At 45.3% G+C, this 18,090-nt stretch carries 12 protein-coding genes; 1 reads left to right on the forward strand and 11 read right to left on the reverse strand.

Features of this window, described 5'->3' with window-relative positions; translation table 11 throughout:
- Positions 1-234 precede the first annotated feature (234 nt).
- The 10 genes from ACO1R6_RS23865 to ACO1R6_RS23910 all read right to left on the reverse strand — a co-directional run bounded on the left by ACO1R6_RS23865 (position 235) and on the right by ACO1R6_RS23910 (position 15,173).
- Entirely contained in the window at positions 235-1,347 is a 1,113-nt protein-coding gene (locus tag ACO1R6_RS23865; RefSeq protein WP_486268119.1) for an alpha/beta hydrolase family protein, read from the reverse strand.
- Between the two features lie 212 nt (positions 1,348-1,559).
- Positions 1,560-2,846, reverse strand: a complete 1,287-nt coding sequence (locus tag ACO1R6_RS23870; RefSeq protein WP_486268121.1) for a sugar MFS transporter — start codon at positions 2,844-2,846, stop codon at positions 1,560-1,562.
- 45 nt (positions 2,847-2,891) lie between these two features.
- Entirely contained in the window at positions 2,892-3,677 is a 786-nt protein-coding gene (locus ACO1R6_RS23875) for an amidohydrolase family protein (protein WP_486268123.1), read from the reverse strand.
- Positions 3,667-4,617 (reverse strand): amidohydrolase family protein, encoded by a 951-nt coding sequence (locus ACO1R6_RS23880; protein ID WP_486268125.1) that lies wholly within the window; start codon positions 4,615-4,617, stop codon positions 3,667-3,669. Before ACO1R6_RS23880 ends, ACO1R6_RS23875 begins: the two co-directional genes overlap by 11 nt.
- Before the next feature lie 404 nt (positions 4,618-5,021).
- Complete coding sequence (locus ACO1R6_RS23885; protein ID WP_486268127.1) at positions 5,022-6,962, reverse strand: hypothetical protein; 1,941 nt, start codon at positions 6,960-6,962, stop codon at positions 5,022-5,024.
- 144 nt (positions 6,963-7,106) lie between these two features.
- Positions 7,107-7,925: an N-acetylmuramic acid 6-phosphate etherase gene (locus tag ACO1R6_RS23890; RefSeq protein ID WP_486268129.1), complete on the reverse strand. Its 819-nt coding sequence runs from the start codon at positions 7,923-7,925 to the stop codon at positions 7,107-7,109.
- A 286-nt stretch (positions 7,926-8,211) separates the two neighbouring features.
- Positions 8,212-9,561, reverse strand: coding sequence for a DegT/DnrJ/EryC1/StrS family aminotransferase (locus tag ACO1R6_RS23895; RefSeq protein WP_486268131.1), 1,350 nt, complete (start codon positions 9,559-9,561; stop codon positions 8,212-8,214).
- 47 nt (positions 9,562-9,608) lie between these two features.
- Positions 9,609-10,283 carry a hypothetical protein gene (locus ACO1R6_RS23900; RefSeq protein ID WP_486268133.1) on the reverse strand — a complete coding sequence of 225 codons (675 nt, stop codon included), beginning with the start codon at positions 10,281-10,283 and terminating at the stop codon, positions 9,609-9,611.
- Between the two features lie 24 nt (positions 10,284-10,307).
- Complete coding sequence (locus ACO1R6_RS23905; RefSeq protein WP_486268135.1) at positions 10,308-12,059, reverse strand: RagB/SusD family nutrient uptake outer membrane protein; 1,752 nt, start codon at positions 12,057-12,059, stop codon at positions 10,308-10,310.
- Between the two features lie 12 nt (positions 12,060-12,071).
- Complete coding sequence (locus ACO1R6_RS23910) at positions 12,072-15,173, reverse strand: SusC/RagA family TonB-linked outer membrane protein (protein WP_486268136.1); 3,102 nt, start codon at positions 15,171-15,173, stop codon at positions 12,072-12,074.
- 406 nt (positions 15,174-15,579) lie between these two features.
- Between ACO1R6_RS23910 and ACO1R6_RS23915 the strand changes: the two genes are divergently transcribed.
- On the forward strand, positions 15,580-16,329 hold the full coding sequence (locus ACO1R6_RS23915) for a DeoR/GlpR family DNA-binding transcription regulator (RefSeq protein WP_486268138.1): 750 nt from the start codon (positions 15,580-15,582) through the stop codon (positions 16,327-16,329).
- Between the two features lie 285 nt (positions 16,330-16,614).
- Here ACO1R6_RS23915 and ACO1R6_RS23920 read toward each other — a convergent pair whose 3' ends face one another.
- Positions 16,615-18,090, reverse strand: a complete 1,476-nt coding sequence (locus ACO1R6_RS23920; protein WP_486268140.1) for a RagB/SusD family nutrient uptake outer membrane protein — start codon at positions 18,088-18,090, stop codon at positions 16,615-16,617.

Genomic DNA, 18,090 nt, shown 5'->3' on the forward strand with positions numbered 1-18,090 from the left:
ATACTAGCTCCAATAAACAAATAGTAATTGATTTATTATTCTGGGCTTAAAACTAAACCCGGTATTTAATTTTTGTGTCTAAAAATAGATATATGACCCATAAAATCAAAGGTAACTCGCATATATTTTAATTTTATTCAACAACTTAGTTGTTTTATTAAGTTATTTACAATAAAAAAACACCTTGGTTAGTAACTCTAAGGTGTTTTTCTAATAAAGGTATTAACCCGAATATTATTCTAGTTTTTGCGGATTAGGGGTATGGGCCAGAATCTTGTCGATAAATTCGTAAGCCTCAGTCCGGACCTGGGTAGGAAAATCATGGCCGGCTTCGGGGTAACGTACCTGCAGGTTTTGCGGCGCTTTTAAAAAATTGTAAACCTGGGCTGCTTCAGCCATACCGGCTTTAACACCCTTTACATCAAAATTGGTATCGTTTATCGGCGAGTTCGAAAAAAAGGCCCGGGGAGCCAAGGCCGCAATTATATCGGGAAAATCAAAAGGAAGCTTTTTATCATCTAAACTAAATTTATCCCGAACATAAGGCATATAACGATCTTGTGCCCAAGGCCCTAAGCGACCGCCGTACCTTTTTGAACCTTCTTCGCCAATATTATAATAAGCCAACGGGGTCCAGCCACTGCTCGATACAATTACTTTCAGGCGTTTATCAAAAGCGCCCACAAACATAGCGTTATGGCCGCCCAGCGAATGCCCCACTACCCCAATGCGCTCCGGATCTACGTCGGGGCGAGCCTGTAGTAAATCTACGCAACGCATGTGGCTAAAGATGGCGCGCATGGTACCCGATTCATAGCGATCTTTGGCAAAGTCGTAATCTTTTAATTCGCCAAAACTCGGATAATCGGGGGCTATTACCACATAACCTCTTTGGGCCAGTTCTTTGGCCTGCGCCCGGTTAGTTTTGGGGCTCCGGCCATCAACGAGTTCTTTCCCTAAATCGCCGGTACCGTGTAAAACCATCATGGCGGCCAGTTTTTTCTTTTTGCCTTTCTGATGCGGCACATACAAATAGGCAGGTTGCGTTTCGTTTGCGGCTATCGTAAAAGAAATGGTATAGCGGGTATAATTATCGGCTTTTAAACTATCTCTGAATTTAACATCTAAAGCCGGCAATTTAGCGCGGCTGGGCAGCTTACCCATCACTTGTTCCAGGCCACTAATTATTTGTTGCCGTTTTAACTGCCAGTCGGCTGGTGATTTTACCGGTTTTTGCTGACCTTTGGCATCGCGGTAGAAAAGCAAATCCGAAGTATCGGTTTGTTTTATCCAGCCTATGGAAAGCAAAGCGGCAAACAATAAAGAAAGAATAAGTGATTTTTTCATAACTAAAGCATTAAATGTATTTGATATAAATGCGGGCTTTTGCATTAGGCGTAAATAATATTACAGTATAGCTGTTGCCGAGGAACCATTTAAAAAACCGACCGGTGAAAACACATAGCCAGAGTGGCTTTTGCAAAAGTCCTAATTTTTATATCTGTGCCAGCATTTGATTATTTGTTTTCGCTGTTCTGGCTTTGCGTAATAAACTGGTCTTACTTTTTACCTATTTTATGCCCCGCCATTGCATAATACCCAATAGCCAGGTAGCAAGGCACCACCAGCCAGTATGCTTGTTGGGCGTTGGTTTGGTCGGTTAGGTAACCGTATAAAAGAGGTAATAAAGCCGCTCCCGAAATAGCCATAACCAAAAGCGAAGATCCTATTTTGGTAAATTTACCTAAACCCGCAATGGCCAGCGGCCAGATAGAAGGCCACATTAAAGCGTTGGCTAAGCCCAGTAAGGCCACGCATATTACCGACGTTAGGCCGTTAGTAAAAATAGCGAACAGCGCAAATATTACCCCCAACAGCGCCGAACTTTTTAAAGCGGTTTCCTGGCTGAAATATTTGGGAATGGCAACAATACCAATGAGGTAGCCCACCAGCATGCAAACCAGGGTAAACGAGGTGAAAAATTTGGCGCTGGCCAGCGGTATACCCTGGTAGGCGCCATAGCCAATAATGCTGTTGCCGGCAATAACTTCTACGCCCGTGTACAAAAACAAAATAATTACGCCCAGCAATAAATGCGGAAACTGCCAAATAGAAGTTCTGGTGGTTTGCACGGTTGTCGTTTCCTGGGCTTCGGCTTCTTCTTCGTTAATTTCGGGCAAACCTGAGAAGTAAACTGCTACCGCCAGCACAACCAGAATACCCGTAATAATGAGGTAGGGTAAAATAACTTTATTGGCCAGCAAGTCTAATTCGGCAATTTTCTGAGCGGGGTTTAACTTACTTAATTTTTGCTGCAAAGCATCGGCATCGTTTAAAATAACGGCCCCCAGAATTACGGGAGCAATAGCCCCGGCAATGCCATTGCAAATGCCCATAAAGCTAATGCGCCGGGCGGCGCTTTCTTTTGGGCCCAGAATGGTAACGTACGGATTAGATGCGGTTTGTAATACCGTTAGGCCGGCACCCTGCACAAACAACCCGAGTAAAAATATGGGGTACAAGCGGTTTATGGCGGCCGGAATAAATAAAAGCGAACCAACCGCCACTAATACCAAACCAGCTGAAAGCCCTTTTTTAAAACCGGTAGCTTTGAGCAGCCAACCCGAAGGTACGCCCATTATAAAATAAGAAATATAAAAGGCAAACGCCACCAGGTACGACTGAAAATTGTTCAGTTCGCAGGCTATTTGTAAATAAGGAATTAATACCGAACTCAGCCAGGTAACAAAACCAAAAATAAAAAACAAAACCCCAATAATTATTAAAGGATTCAGGCTTGTTTTAGCCGGGTTAGCAATATTGGTATCCTTTGTAATTACGGTCATGGTGCTGGTGGTTTGGCTTTAAAAGATGTACCCGGTAAAAAGGCTTTAGACCCCAATCATTTTTTTAATATTGCCGGCCCGGAGCAAATCTTTGGTTTTATCATCGGCCTCGGTTTTGGTCATCGATTCTATCCGTAACAAGCCGCTTAAATAATCCAGAATGGGCGAGTGCGTACCGAAGGCAAATTTTTCGGGGCCGTAGGTTTTTATAAGCTGCGGCAACGTGGCAATATTCCGGCCCGACGTATCGATAATCACGTTTGCTTTTTTAAACAACTGGGTTTCTGCTTCACTTAACTGTATGCTGTTGGCCACATTCAGAACTAAATATTTGGCATCTGGCACCGCTTTTATAATGGGTATAATATCTTTCAAAGACCATTCTTTTTCAATATCTAACCAGGAACTCACCCGGCTATCGACCATGCGGAGCGTAAAAGCTACGGGCACGCCTTTATCGCGGGCCATTTTTACCAGTTCAATACAAGCCGGATTGTCAATATCGTAGCCGTGGTAAAGCGGGTATAACCGGATACCTTTCATACCTAGTTTGGTGGTACTCACATCAAAATCGTTTCGCCAGCCCCCGTATATGGGGTTTATAACCGCAAAAGGAATAAACCGGTTGTTAAATGCACTTTTGGACTTTATTTCGGCGTATAGTTCTTCGTTGGCCGGTTGGGTATTTTTGTAAAATATGCCGTTTAAATTACTTACTACCGATGTGTCTACGCCAAATTGGTTCATGCGTCCCAGCAGGGTTTCGCAGGTATTGTATTGAAGCTGTTTAAAAGGCCAGTGCCCAACCGAAGCATTACTGTCAATTAACATGGTGGCCCGATTTTTTGAGTATGTTGTTATAATTCTGAAAGAAAAGCTTGTGCTTTTGGGCTTCGGTCAGGTTAGAAGCCAGCACGTGTCCCGTGGCTTGGTAAAAACTATTGTCGCAGCCAAAAAGCACCCGGTCTTCGCCTAAATATTTCAGGGCAAAATCTATCATATTGGCTTCGTTGTTGCTGCCCGAGGTATCTACATACACGTTCGGCGAGTCTTTAATGGCTTTAATACCGTCTTCCCAATCTATGCCCCCGCCAATGTGCGCAAACTGAAACATAGCTTCGGGGTAGCGTTTGGCTATATCCACAAAATATTCCGGTATCGACACATTTTCCGGTTCGCGTTTATCAAATTTTACGCGCGATTTACCAATGCCCACGTGCATCAGAATAATCATTTTCAGGTCGATAAATTTTTCGATGATCGGGTAAAATAAAGGCGAGTTAATTTTTACCTGGGTATACACCTTTAGCCCCACCATGCCCTGCCCAATGCACCGGTTTATTTCTTCGAGCGATTCTTTCTGAAAGGCCGGGTTAAGTGTCATTTGCCCCACAAAGCGGTCCGGGAATTTATTCACCGATTTTAAAATAACATCATTGGCTTTCCGGAACTCATCGGGTGTGGCCGGTCCGCGCGTAACCGGCGCCGAAATAAACAACTTCTCAATCTTCAGCTTATCGGCCAACTCTACCTGCGACTCCGGCGCGCCGTTATCGGGGTCCCAAATATGGGCATGGGCATCTATTTTACGATACTTCATTACCTCGCTCATAATATCATAGGTGCGCGCAGTGCCGGGGCCCGAAGTATCTGGTTCGCCGCTGGTGTTAACGCCGGGGTTGGCGCAACCGGCCAGCGAATTGCCCAGCACCATGCCGGCCGCCGAAAAAGCACTGCTGGCCAAAAACTTCCGGCGATTAATAATTGACATATTATTGTGGATTTAATGTACTTTAACTAAACAAGCGCTGTAAACTAATTTTAGTCGGGCAATATTTTAATTATAGGCGATAAGCTACTTTCCTTATATTTTCGTGAATATTGCCTGAAACAGCCCAGGTTAAAACCGGCTACCAGATTGCCCTGTGTCATTGCTTCCAGGATTCCAGCAGCTACAATATTTTATAAAATTTCTTCTCCGGGTACGCACCCGAAGCTACATTAAAAATTTTTAACTTAAAATATACCGGCAGAAAAAAAGCTAAAAAAATTTACGCTATTTCTGCTTATAGAGTATTTTTTTTTAGCCGGTTGAGTTAAATAAAACTTAAATAGTATGCGCAGGCATAAAAAATACGCTTTACCCCTTACCTAAACAATAAGGCGTTATTTTGATTAATAATTACTGGTTTTAACTTTATTCACGACCAAATCCAAAATATTATCGGGAAAGGCCGAGGGCTGACCGTACCAAAAATAAGAATTAATGCCTTCGTAAACGCCCGTGCGGATATGCCTTTCGGTGGGTAAATAACTGGCTACATCGTTGCAATAACCCGCCACCGATACCAGTTTATCGGGCCAGATAGCTTTTATACCCAAACTATATTCGGTTACCACTTCGCGCGATAAGCCTACAAGTTTCCAGTTGCCAATATTGATGGTTTGGATGTACACCGGCATGTGATCGGGCATGGTGCCTTTATCTAGCTTTTGCAGCATTAAATCGGCCCAGCGCACATTTTTTTCCATATCTATATTGCCCGGTTCTTTCAGGTTAGTTTGCCGGAACGCTACTATATTTTCCCGGCTCCAGGGCGTGGCCGGCGCTTTGAGTGTATCCATAAAATACGTAATATCTCCCTGGAGTGGGGTCATGGGCTGGTTTAAAACCTGTAAAGCATCTTGGGCTAATTTATGACCGGTTACATCGGGTTGGCTATCGCGGGGGTTAATATCGCCGCCGCAGCCTTGTATAAACAAGGCGGTGGTATTAGGCTGATTTTGCTCCAGCTTATCACGCATATAACCGGGGTAGTTGCTGCTAATGGTATAATTTTGCCGCCCGGGTTTTATAAATACCGGATGACAACCAGCCAGCACCAGCACGTACTTACTTTTGCCATCTTTGCTTTCTACTTTTAATACATCTACCGCATCGTCGTAAGGGGTTTCCTGACCTTTGTTGCTGCGGTTACGGCCAATGGTGGTTTTGCCCCGGCCAAAATAAATATCGGCGGGTGCCAGGTTATCCAGGGCGTTTTCGGCGGCTTTTAATATGCCTGGTTTTACTACCTGGTTTAAATAACTACTATCGGGCACCTGGTTTTGCGGCCCCCAGGTAGCCCATAGTTGGGTAACAGGCGCAAAATGGGTATGCGAGGCATTTACCAGAACCGCTTCGGCCGGCAAACCTCTTTTACGGGTAAGTTCGCGTTTAATTTCTTTAATCATGCTGTCGTCGAAACCGCATAAATCTACGCCCAGCATTACAACCGTTTTATTATTTTGCTTTATGGCCAGAGCCGTGGCAAAAAGTTCATCGGGTTTAGTACCGTAAGTTTTGGTAGCTTCGTACAATACACCTTTTTCATCGACGCTGTACAGTTTATCGTTGGCCACCAATAATTTCTGGAGTTGCACTTTTTGGATTACCTCGTTGTAATAAGCGGCTTTAATCCAACCGGCCGGCGCATAATTTAAATTAAACCGGTACATGGTGTCGGTGCCGGTGGCCGCGTAAATAGATTGCCGGTGCACCACAAAACTGATTGCCCGCGGCAACCTGGCCACCGTTTGCCAGTTTAGTTTTTTCTCGCCCAGCGTTGCTTTTTTAAAGGTACCATCGTTGCCCAAACCGTACAAAATATCTCCGGCCAGCACAATCTCTCTTAAATTGGGAGCGGTACCCGCATGCTGCCATTTTTTGCCGCTGCTGCTTTTGCGGTAAATTTTATTTCCGGCCGCATTGAGCAAGTATAAATTATCTTTATTGCCGGTCAGGCTTTTAGCTACGCGGGCCTTACCCTGGCTGGCCCATTGCAGCGGAAACCGATTGGCCGGGGCTTGTTGTAATTGTCCTTTGCTGTTAATAGCCACTAAATTGGCATCGGTGCCGGTTAATACCAAATCGGGCGCTAGTGTTTCTTTTTTTTCCCAGTCTATGGTAAACCGGCCATCGCGCGGCACACCATAACCCGCCAGCGCCAATGAGAAAGATTCCTGGCCAGGCTGCAAGCTTTGCCGGGCTACCCCCGCTAAAAAATTCTGTTGCGCAAACGTTTGGAAAGAAATTAGCCAAATGGCAATCAGCAGTTTAAATCGGTTCAGATGCATGTAAATACAGTAAGAGAATAGTTTTTAAATTGGATGAATACAAAACTCACTTAGCCTGACTCGCAGCCGAGCCAAACCAAGTGCGTTTAAGGAAAGGAATAAATTATAACCTGATAAACCCCAGTCACAAAATGTACAGGTGCATTATAGGGCTTTTTCTCTTAAATAGGTAAGCGCCTTTTTTACGCTGCCATAATCGAACAGCAATTCCTTGGCGTAATCGTAATCCTGCAAACCCGAGAACTCCATCAGCATGCGCACACTCCGGTCGATTATCTTGTTGTTAATCAGTTTTACGTGCACCATTTTATTATCTTCTACCCGGCCCAACTGAATCATAACCGTAGTACTAATCATGTCGAAAATAATTTTCTGGGCCGTGCCGCATTTCATGCGGGTGCTGCCGGTAATAAATTCCGGGCCGGTAATTACTTCTACCGGGTAATCGGCTACCTGGGCAATCGGCGAATCGGGGTTACTAACAATACAACCCGTTAAAATATTATTTTCCTGGCAGCGGGCCAAAGCACCGAGCACAAAAGGCGTAGTGCCGCTGGCCGAAATACCTACTACCATATCCTGGGAAGAAATATTCTGTTGCACCAGGGCATTCCAGCCTTCTTCCTCGTCGTCTTCCATTTCTTCCAGGGCATCGGCCAGGTGCTCTATCCCGCCAGCCAGAATAGCATTTACAATGCCTTTCTCTACGCCGTAGGTGGTAGGTAATTCAATCACATCCAGCACCGATAAACGCCCACCGCTGCCGGCACCTACGTAAAACAGGCGCCCTCCGGCTTTCAGCTTGCTTACAATGGCTTCAATTAAAGCCTGGATTTGGGGCAACGCTTTTTCAATAGCCAGCGGTACGGTTTTATCTTCCTGGTTAATGAGCGTGGTTATTTCGGCAATCGATTTTTTTTCTAAATCGCGGTGGGGCGATGGGGTTTCGGTTATTTTAATCATACTATAAATTTTATTTCTTCAATATTCTTTTCCTTTCGGCTGCTTTACGCAACGGTAAGTAAATTATGCATTGTAAATGCTTACCACCGCCGGTATTACCACGCAAGCCGGTTAATATTAATAATACCCAATAGTATAATAACTCTGCCCTAGCTAAAACCGGCAGGCCTTAAAAGACTGCCGATTTTATACTTCTACTAATTAGTTTTAACGCTTTACTATGGCAGCAACTAAATACCAGGGGGTATAAATTGGGTAATATTTGCGCAACCTCAGCCAGTAGCCTTTATACTTTAGCTAATTCCCGGCTGTACTTGTGTATTTTGCGAATGGCGTCGGCAATTTGTTCCATATCGGTTTTGGAACCCAACAGCATGGTTTGCGTGAGCCAAACGCCTTGTTCGCCGCTCAGAATATCGTTTTGCGGGCACTGATTGCGCTCCAGCCACTGCTGCATGGTTTTTTCGCCGTAAATACGCAAATAATGTTTGTTCTGGGCCAGGCTGGTTACGTAAGCATCTTTGTTCATTTGGCCATAACCCGACGAGCAAGGTACACCTTCGGCATTCAGGGCTTTTAGAAACTGAGCGCGATCTAAGCCCCCAAACTGTTTTTTATCGAACCGGAACATATACAGGTGGTAAGCACTGCTGGTTACGCCATCATAAAGCTTGGCTGGTTTTATGCCGGGTATTTCGTTTAATAATTTAGTCAGATACGTCGCGTTTTCGTTGCGGCGCTTGGTTTGTTCGGCTACACGGGTCATCTGTGCCAGCAACAAGGCCCCCTGAAACTCGGTAAGGCGCAGGTTGGTGGCACGGGTGCCACTGCCCGGATTGTATGCGGTGGTGTTGCCTCCTTGCCCCTGGTTATGAAAACTGTAGCAGGTGCGGGCAAACTTTTCGTCGTTGGTGGTAATGGCTCCGCCTTCGGCCGAATTTAAATTTTTAGAAGCCTGAAAACTAAAAGCACCGGCTAAACCATACGTACCTACTTTTCGGCCTTTCCATTCGGCCAGATGGGCCTGACAAGCATCTTCTACCAACGGAATATTACGCCGGCGCGATACTTCTAATATTTTATCCAGATTGGCCGGCGAGCCGCCCACGTGCACCGGCATAATTACTTTAGTTTGTTTTGTAATGGCGTTTTCAATTTTGTTTGCATCTATCTGGAAACTCTCAATATCGGTATCTACAAAAACCGGCAACGCATAATTTAACACCACCACGTTGTAAGTGGCAATAAATGTATAAGGCGGTATAATTACTTCGTCGCCGGGGCCAATTTCCAGGGCACCCAAAATTGTGTACAAGGCACTGGTACCACTCGATACGCCCAAACAGTGTTTGGCTCCTAATAATTGTTGGTATTCCTGCTCGAATGAAGCCACTACCTTGCCGCCCAGCCGTCCCCAGACTTTACTTTTAAGTACATCCAGTATAGCCTTTTCTTCGGTTTGGTCGAACAGGGGCCAACCCGGGAAGGTACCCGGATGGGCTTTGGGGCCGCCCAGTAAAGCCGGTTTGGTATTGGCCGTAGTGGCGGTAGCCAGGTGGGGCATACCCATAGCCAGGCCAACTCCCGCCAATGATAAGGCACTAATAAAATCCCGGCGATCCAGTTTGTTTTCCATGCTAATTTCAGTTGATTTTTTAAACGATTTTAAATATTTGCTACCGGCTATTGCACCTGCAACTCCAGTTGCGTACTGTAGTTGTAATAATTGCCGGGATTTGCCGTACGGGCACTACCTCTGAGATAATATTTGGTGCGCGGCGTTAAATTATTGATGGTAAATATTTTTTCGCCGGAGGTCAGGTTTAAGGTTTCTACATTTTCCTGATTTATCGCGCCGCCGCTAAAAGTAAAATTATTCGGGTTCGGGAATTTACTCCAGACCACGGCCAAATGCACCAGTTTCTGATCAGTGGCTACCTTGTTGTATTTTACTTTAATTTTAGCAGTAGTACCGCTTACTTCTTCCACGGTAGCCTCTAACCTTACATTGGGTATTACTTTTATCTCAATTTCGGTGTTGTCGGCAACCTGGGTTTGTTGGGGGTCGGTGGCTACCAGTTTAAAGGGGCCTTCGGCGGTATAAGAATAATTACCAGCAAATACTTTGCTGTTTACAAAAGTGCCGTTGGGCAAGGTATTAAAAATTAAGGGTTGGCGGGAACTGCCTTCGTACAGCCGCACCACCGTACCCGCATTAATGCCGCCCGATTCTACTAAGTTATTTGTACTGGAGTCGATTATTTTTCCGGTTAAGGTAACCTGCGGTGCGTCGTAATTATCTACCTCGCAACTAACCAGAAACAAGAGTATGCCTAACCAAGAGCTTATTGCTTTCATTTTTTTATCTTTTTAAGTTAAACCTTACCAGCCAGGATTATTCACGATTTGTTCGTTGGTGCTGATGTAGCCCGACAGATTGCTGTAATAATCGCGTTCGTTAAAAACCCGGGGCAAACCATCGTCGATGGGGTAGCCGCTCACCGAGGTGTAGAGATATTTATACTGGCCGTTTTCGTACTTTAAATAGGGCCACAAGCCACGCACGTAAGTGTTTCGGAATAAATCGGTACCTATGCGCCAGCGGCGGATATCCCAGAGCCGTTTGTCTTCAAAAGCCAGTTCTACTTTTCTTTCGTTGCGCAGACGCTCCATGGTTAATTCGCCGGCCGTTAAGGTTTTAATGCCGGCGCGCTGCCGCACCTGGTTAATGCCAATGAGCGCCGACGGTATATCGTTTAACTCCAAAGCGGCTTCGGCATAATTTAATAAAACTTCAGCGTACCGGATTTCGATGTAGTTCTGGTCAGAGAAGTTTGGCTCTACCACCGCGTTGGCGGTATTCATGTATTTTTTGATGTAGAAACCGGTTTTGCTAAAATTCCCTTCGGGAAAAGGACCATCGCGACCAACTTGCCGCATAGCCGGATCCTCGGGAAAAGGTGCTAAACTCTCGTACAAAGTACCGTTGCTGCCGTAAATGCCACGGTAAATTTGCACCGGCCTACCAGCAAAAGGACTGCCGGATCGCAAAATACTGCCTTCGAACCGTGGATCTTTGTTTTTAAATACATCATCGGCGGAATTATAAACTTTATTAGCAATCTCTAATTTACCGGGTGTGCCATCAATATATTCGTAAGATTCTACCATTTCCAGCGTGGGGGCAATGCCGCTGCCGTTGTTGGTGGTATAGCCTTCTGGTATAAACCAGTTATCGTAACTGTGGGCTTTATCGGGGGTGCGGTAGGCCTTCTGGAAAATAATTTCCTGGTTGCTTTCGTCGCGGAAAATATTCTGGTAATTGGCCGCCGGATCGCCCGATTTGGCTTCGGGGTTGTATAACTTGGTATAGAGGCTATATTTACCACTCTCGATAACGGCTTTGGCCGCGTTAAAAGACTCAGTAAAATACCGGGTGGCTTTATCGGCCGGAATACCAACCAACCCGTTTAGCTGCACATTACCGTATTTAGCTATAGAACCGGCGTACAACATGGCCCGCGATTTTAAAGCCAGAGCCGTATATTTAGTAGCTCGGTTGCTGTTGGCGGTTGTTTGGGTTTCGGGTAAATCTTTGGCGGCTTCGTCCAGCTCTTTCAGAATAAAGTCATAAACTTCTGCTTCGGTATTTCTTTTTACCTGTAAGTCGGGCAAATTATTATTAAAGTTTTGTACTTCCTCAATAATGGGCATGCCCCCGTATTTTTTAACCAAATCGAAATAATAAAAAGCCCGGATAAAGCGGCACTCGGCCACTAAAGCCGCTTTCCGCTCGGCCGATACAGGGCTGGTTTGAACTTGCTCCAGAAAGTAGTTGGCGTTCCGGATAAAAGCATACATGCCGGTGTTTAGCGTATGCGATACATTGCCAAAATTATTCACTACGGCCCCGTCGGGGTAAGTAGCTTCATCGGTAAGCGCCGACTGCGACAAGCGGCTGGTAAATCCCATCGGAATGGCATCGTACAACGAAACCAGGTAAATATCGATTAACTGTTCCGATTGCCACACATCTTTATCCGAAATAAGGTTCAGGGGTTTCCGGTCCAGTACGTCTTCAATACAACTAGATAGCAGTATACCTATTAATAGGGTGAGAAACTTATTTTTCATAGCTGTTTTTCCTTAAAAAGTAACATTTACGCCCAGGTTGTAAGTCTTTTGCTGCGGATAGTAAGACAAGCGTCCGCTGGGGCTTTCCGGGTCAATGGGCCCTAAATCAGAAAAGGTAAGTAAGTTCTGGCCGCTTAAAGTAATTTGGGCACTGGGCAAGCCAAACTTCTTCAATACATCCAGATTGTAACTAATACCCAGGAATTTCATTCTTAAATAAGTGGCGTCTTTTAGCCAGAAAGAAGAAAACATTTTGTTGTTGGGCGCGCCGTCGTTAATGGTGCTGGGGTACTTACCCGGAATCCATTCAGAGCTCGGGTCGGTCATGTCGGCACGACGCCAGCGGTCCATAAAATAGGCATAAGCGTTCATGCCGTTGGCAAAAGGCTGAATTAAAAAGTGCTGTTGCTCTACGTTAAAATTGCTGGCACCTTGCCAGGTCATGTTTACCGAGAACTTTTTCCAGCTTACATCCAGGCCCAAGCCGTAAAAAAGTTCGGGGGTTTGGCCGCGGCCAATTACTTGCTGGTCGTTCGCATTAATAACGCCGTCGTGGTTATAGTCGTCGTATTTAATATCGCCGGGCCGCAAAGTAGAATTGGCTTGCTGGTCCTGGATAGGCGAATTCATGATATCTTCCTGCGACTGAAACTGGCCCACTGATTTAAGTCCCCAGTAAATATTTTTCCAGCGGCCTTCGGTGTTATTGCGCCAATTATCGTATTGCGAGGTAAATAATCTTTGTTCCACGTGGTCCCACTTAGAGCGGGTAAAAGATACGTTTGGCGAAATACTATATCTAACATCGCCAATCTGGTGGTTATGCCGCAAGGTAATTTCGAAACCGCGGGTATTATCTGAATTTAAATTCTCGAAAGGCAGCGCCGCGCCAAACGTGCTGGGCAACTGCAAATTTCTTTGGGTTAACAGCCCGCCACGTTCCCGGTAAAACACATCGGCCTCTAACTCCAGCAGCCGGCTCCACAAACTCACGTCTAAACCTACGTTAAACATGGTGGTTTTTTCCCAGGTAATATCCGGGTTGGGCACCCCGGTGGGCATCATGCCGTTCGAAACCACATTATCACCCATAATATAATTGCGGGAAGGGTACGTATAACCGGTCAGGAACTGGAAATTACCGGTATTGTCGCTGCCCGATTGGCCCCATGAAGCCCGTAGTTTTAAGTCATTCAGAGCGGCAATTTTATTGCGCAGAAATTTTTCTTCGGAAATACGCCAGCCCGCCGATACCCCCGAGAAAAAGCCCCAGCGTTTATCGACCGGAAACTTGGCCGAACCATCGTACCGGAAGCTGTATTCAAATAAATACCGGCCTTCGTAGTCGTAATTTACCCGTCCCACCACACTTTGCCGGCCGTTATCAGAAGCGCCACCGCTGTTGCTTTTGTTTAAATCGGGCCCGGCAAAAAGCTGGTCGATGGGAACTACGTAATCCTGGCGGCTGGCCGAGAAGTTGGTGGCCCGGTCTTCGTTTTCTTCGTACAATAAAAGGGCCGCTACATTGTGGCGCTCCAGAAAACTGCGGTTGTAATTAAGCGAAGCCTGAATACGCGCCGCCGAAGATTTCCAGTTGGTTAACAAGATGCGGTTGGTTTCGCGCGACCCCACTACGCTGGAAGTTTTGGTAGCGGCATCATAAGCATAGGTCAGGTATTTCTTGCGCCACTGCTTTTCGTCCTGGAAAGCCATATCGTAGGCGGCCGTTAGGCGGGCACTTAAGCCTTCAACAAAAGGAATTTTGTAGTTAACCGATAAATTTCCCTGGAAAACATTGCGCCGGTCCTGAATATAACCGGTTAATTCGGGATCCAGGTAGGCGGTTAAACCATAATTGGTAGAGGCTATTTTGCCATCGGGAGTTTTGGGCGTAAAAATGGGCCAGGAATATTGCAACCAGGAGGCCATCAGGTAAGAGTCTTGCACCAGGTTATTGCGGTCTTCTTTGCGGGCCCCAAATACCACCGAGATATCTAAGTTTTTGGTTATTTTGGCGTCTATGTTAGAGCGGAAATTATAATTATTGAAATCCTGGTTGCCGCCTTTCCACATAGATTCTTGTTTGGTTTGCCCCAGCAGGAAAAAATAATTAATATTTTCGGTACCGCCCCGTACAGTTAAATTTTGCTGCATTTGCGGCGCGTAATCCCGCACAAAATAATCGTAGTAATCAAAGTTCGGGTAACTGGGGTCGGTACCCTGCCGGAATTTTTCGATTTCTTCGGGCGTGTAAACTAAAGGACCACCCAGGTTCGTAGAAGCTTCATTTTTTAATTCGGCGTACTCGGCCGAATTGACAAAGCGCGGATATTTGGTAACGGTTTGTACCCCGTAATTAAACGAATAGCCCAGTTCAGGTTTGCCTAAGGTACCTTTTTTGGTAGTAACCAGAATTACCCCGTTGCCGCCGCTTACCCCGTAAACCGCGGTAGAAGCAGCATCTTTTAAGATGGTAATGCTCTCGATTTCGTTAGGGTTTAAGCGGGCAAAATCGCGGCCCACAATGCCATCAACCACTACCAAGGCATTACCAAACCCCCGGATAGAAAGGTTGGCATCGTCGCGGCCGGGTTCGCCGCTGGGTTGTACGGCAATCAGCCCCGGTAATTTACCGGCTAAAGCGGTAGTGGTATTGGCCACCGGCACCACCGTTAAATCTTCGCTGGAAATGGCTGCCACCGAACCCGTAAGGTTAACTTTTTTCTGGGTACCGTAGCCCACCACCACCACTTCTTCCAGCGATTTGGCATTTACTTTTAGGGTTACATTTAGCTGCGTACGGTTAGCAATGGGCACTTCCTGGGTTTCGAAGCCAATAAAACTAAACACTAGGGTAGCGGCATTATTGGGCACCGCCAAAGAAAATTTCCCGTCCTGGTCGGTTACTGTGCCCGTCGATTCGTTTTTAACGACGACCGATACGCCCGGCAGGGCCTCCCCTTCTTCGCTAACTACCTTTCCGGAAATTTGAGCTTTACTTTGAGCATTGGCTTGCCACCCCACCCCTACCCATAATAACAGGAGCAATAAACAGGAAGAACCGGTTAACAGCGAGCGGGCTCTCCTTCGGTAAGAAGTAAATTTTTGGTTCATAGGAATGCTTGTTTAAATTTAAAAGGTTACTTTTTTAAATTACATACCCACCCGGTTGCTTTAACCGCGTTTTAGGAAACAGAAAACACTGCGTGTTCCGGCAAATGAAAACCGCAATATTTTATAGTTCGGCACCAGGCGAAATCAGTATATGAAAACAAGCCTAAAAATATGGGGAAAGCTATTTAGGCTGATAAAGAGTTACAATGGCAAACCAATCAGAAATAAATTCAGATATTTACCTTTCGGCAAATAAAACACCCGGAAACCACCTTGCGTTTTTAATGCGTTTATTCTGTAAATATAAACGCAGTAATAACGAAATGCAAATATTTGAGAACTATTTTTATTCTTTTAATTTTGACAACCCTAACTATATATACCGGATTTTAATATTTAAATAATTATGCAGAAGGAAGAGCGACTTAAATTAATTATGCGGGAAGTAAATCTGCATAATAAGGTACTATCGACCGATTTGAGTGCTTTGTTAAATGTGTCGGATGATACGGTGCGGCGTGATTTAAAAGAACTGGTAGAAGAAGGTAAAATATTAAAAGTGCACGGCGGAGCCGTTAGTAAATCTTTTGTAGCACCGTTTAATGCCCAGAATGAGGTATATGCCGTAGAGGCCAAAAGGGAAATTGCTTTAAAAACCCTGAAGCTTTTCCGGAACGACATGATTATTCTGACCGAAGGCGGCACCACTATTCTGGAACTAGCCAAAATAATTCCGGAAAATTTACGGGTTACTTTTTTCACCATTAGTCCGCAGGTAGCTATTACGTTATCGGAGCACAGTAACCTGAATGTAATTACCATTGGCGGTAAGCTGAATAAAAACGCAAACCTACACGTAGGCGCCAGTGTTATAAACCAACTAGCGGACCTACAGGTAGATTTGTGTTTACTAGGTGCCAACGCTTTTTCCATGGCCGACGGCTTAACTGACCTGGATTGGGAAATAGTGCAGGTAAAGAAAGCCATTATCCGTTCGGCTAAAAATGTAGCTTTATTGCTCATTGCAGAAAAACTGAACACCGCCCAGCGCATCCGGATTTGCCCGGTTAACCAGATTAGCTATTTAATTACTGAACTGCCGTCCGATAGCCACCATTTAGCACCTTATAAAAACGGCGATCTTAAAATTTTATAACCTACCCGATTGCAGTTCCACCGCTCTAAATAAAGAGTACAATGCTGGTTTAGCATTTAAATTATACAGTTATGCTTACCCGATTAAAAGTAAGCTTAACTGTAGTTTTTATTACTGCTATTTGGTTTCTATATAGACGATAACCCAACCTATCGGAATTAACTATTACTGAAAAAGGCAACTTAGTTCCCCGCCTAAGTTTAGGAGGGGCCAGGAGTGGTTGTTTTTAAATTGATTTCCGATACGTTATTTCGCTTTTATACTATTTAAATTATAATAAAGGTATTAATTATAGCCCTCGTTCTGGCTTAAAGCCCCTACTGTTGCTCTTTGAATCTGGCGCAGCGGGATCGGAAAATATTTGTAATGCGCTTTGGGTTGTAAGGTAACCCGCAACGGGGTTTGGGTATCATAATTATACCCTCTTTCTTCCTGCGACAATTCGGTTACTATCCGGCCAGTTCTTACCAAATCAAACCAGCGCTCGTTTTCAAAAGCTAATTCTAAGCGGCGCTCCAGCAATAATTTATCGGTAAAAGCTTCGGGGGTGGCAATATCGGCTAAGGTGTAATTTTTAGAAGTGTTGCCAAAAGCCCGGGATCGAATTTTATTTAGTTCTATTAGCGCCTGGTCGGGTTGGTTCAGGCCATAATACGTTTCGGCCCGGAGTAAAACCATATCGGCGTAGCGGATTACCGGTAAATCGATGCCGGAGGCCTGGGCGGTTTGTTTAACTTCATATTTAGCTACGTGCGGAAACCAAATAGTGGGCGCGTTGGCCGGCGTAGGCGCTTTGTAATATTCGTTTATGGTGGCGGCTTTCCGGGTATCGCCGGGCTCGTATAATTTATGCAAATCCCACGACGGAAAAACGCCTTCTAAACCAGCCGACGAAATACCGGTTTTGCCGCCAAACGGCAGAAAATCGCTGGTGAGTTTGTGTCCGTTGGTGCCATCGGTATATTTCATGGCAAATACAATCTCATTGTTGTCTTCGTTTTCCAGCTTCCAAAGCGAGGCAAAATCGGGCAATAACTGGTACCCCAGGGTAGCCAGCAGGTCGAAATTAGTTTTGGCGTTGTTCCAATCTTTACGGTACACGTAAACTTTGCTCAGTAAAGCCACGGCAGCTCCTTTAGTAGCCCGGCCTTTGGCTATCTCGGCTTTAGGCGGTAAGTTTTCAACAGCATCTTTTAAATCCGAGATAATTAAAGTATATATTTCGTCTTCCGAAACGCGTTCGGCGTTTTTGGCTTCGGCTACGCTCATGGGGGTAGTTACCAGGGGCACGCCGCCAAACATGCGTACTAAATCAAAATAAAAGAGCGCCCGCATAAATTTAGCTTCGCCGGTTAATTGTTCTTTTTGTTTGGCTTTATAATCGGTGGGTACCGCTATGTTGGCCAGAACGGTGTTGGCCCGGACAATGCCATAATACGTGCTTTCCCAGAAAGTGGCAAAAAGCGGGTTCTCGGGCGTTATCGACATATTATCTACTTCGTTGGCACCAGCCGCCGAAGTATACGTAGACCGGTACAAGTTATCGGCGGGGAGTTCCAGAAGTAAATAATCGTTTGGTTTGCGGTTTTGCAAACTACTGTAAACCCCAATTACGGCTAAATCCATATCCTGAGCCGTTTTAAAAAAATCAGCGTTGGTCAGGTCCGAATCAGGTGTCATGTTTACCAGTTCGTCGTTACATGCGCCCAAGCCCAGCAACAGCACCAACAGGTATATTTTTAAGGAAATATTCTTTTTCAT

It is taken from the genome of Adhaeribacter sp., assembly GCF_057359045.1.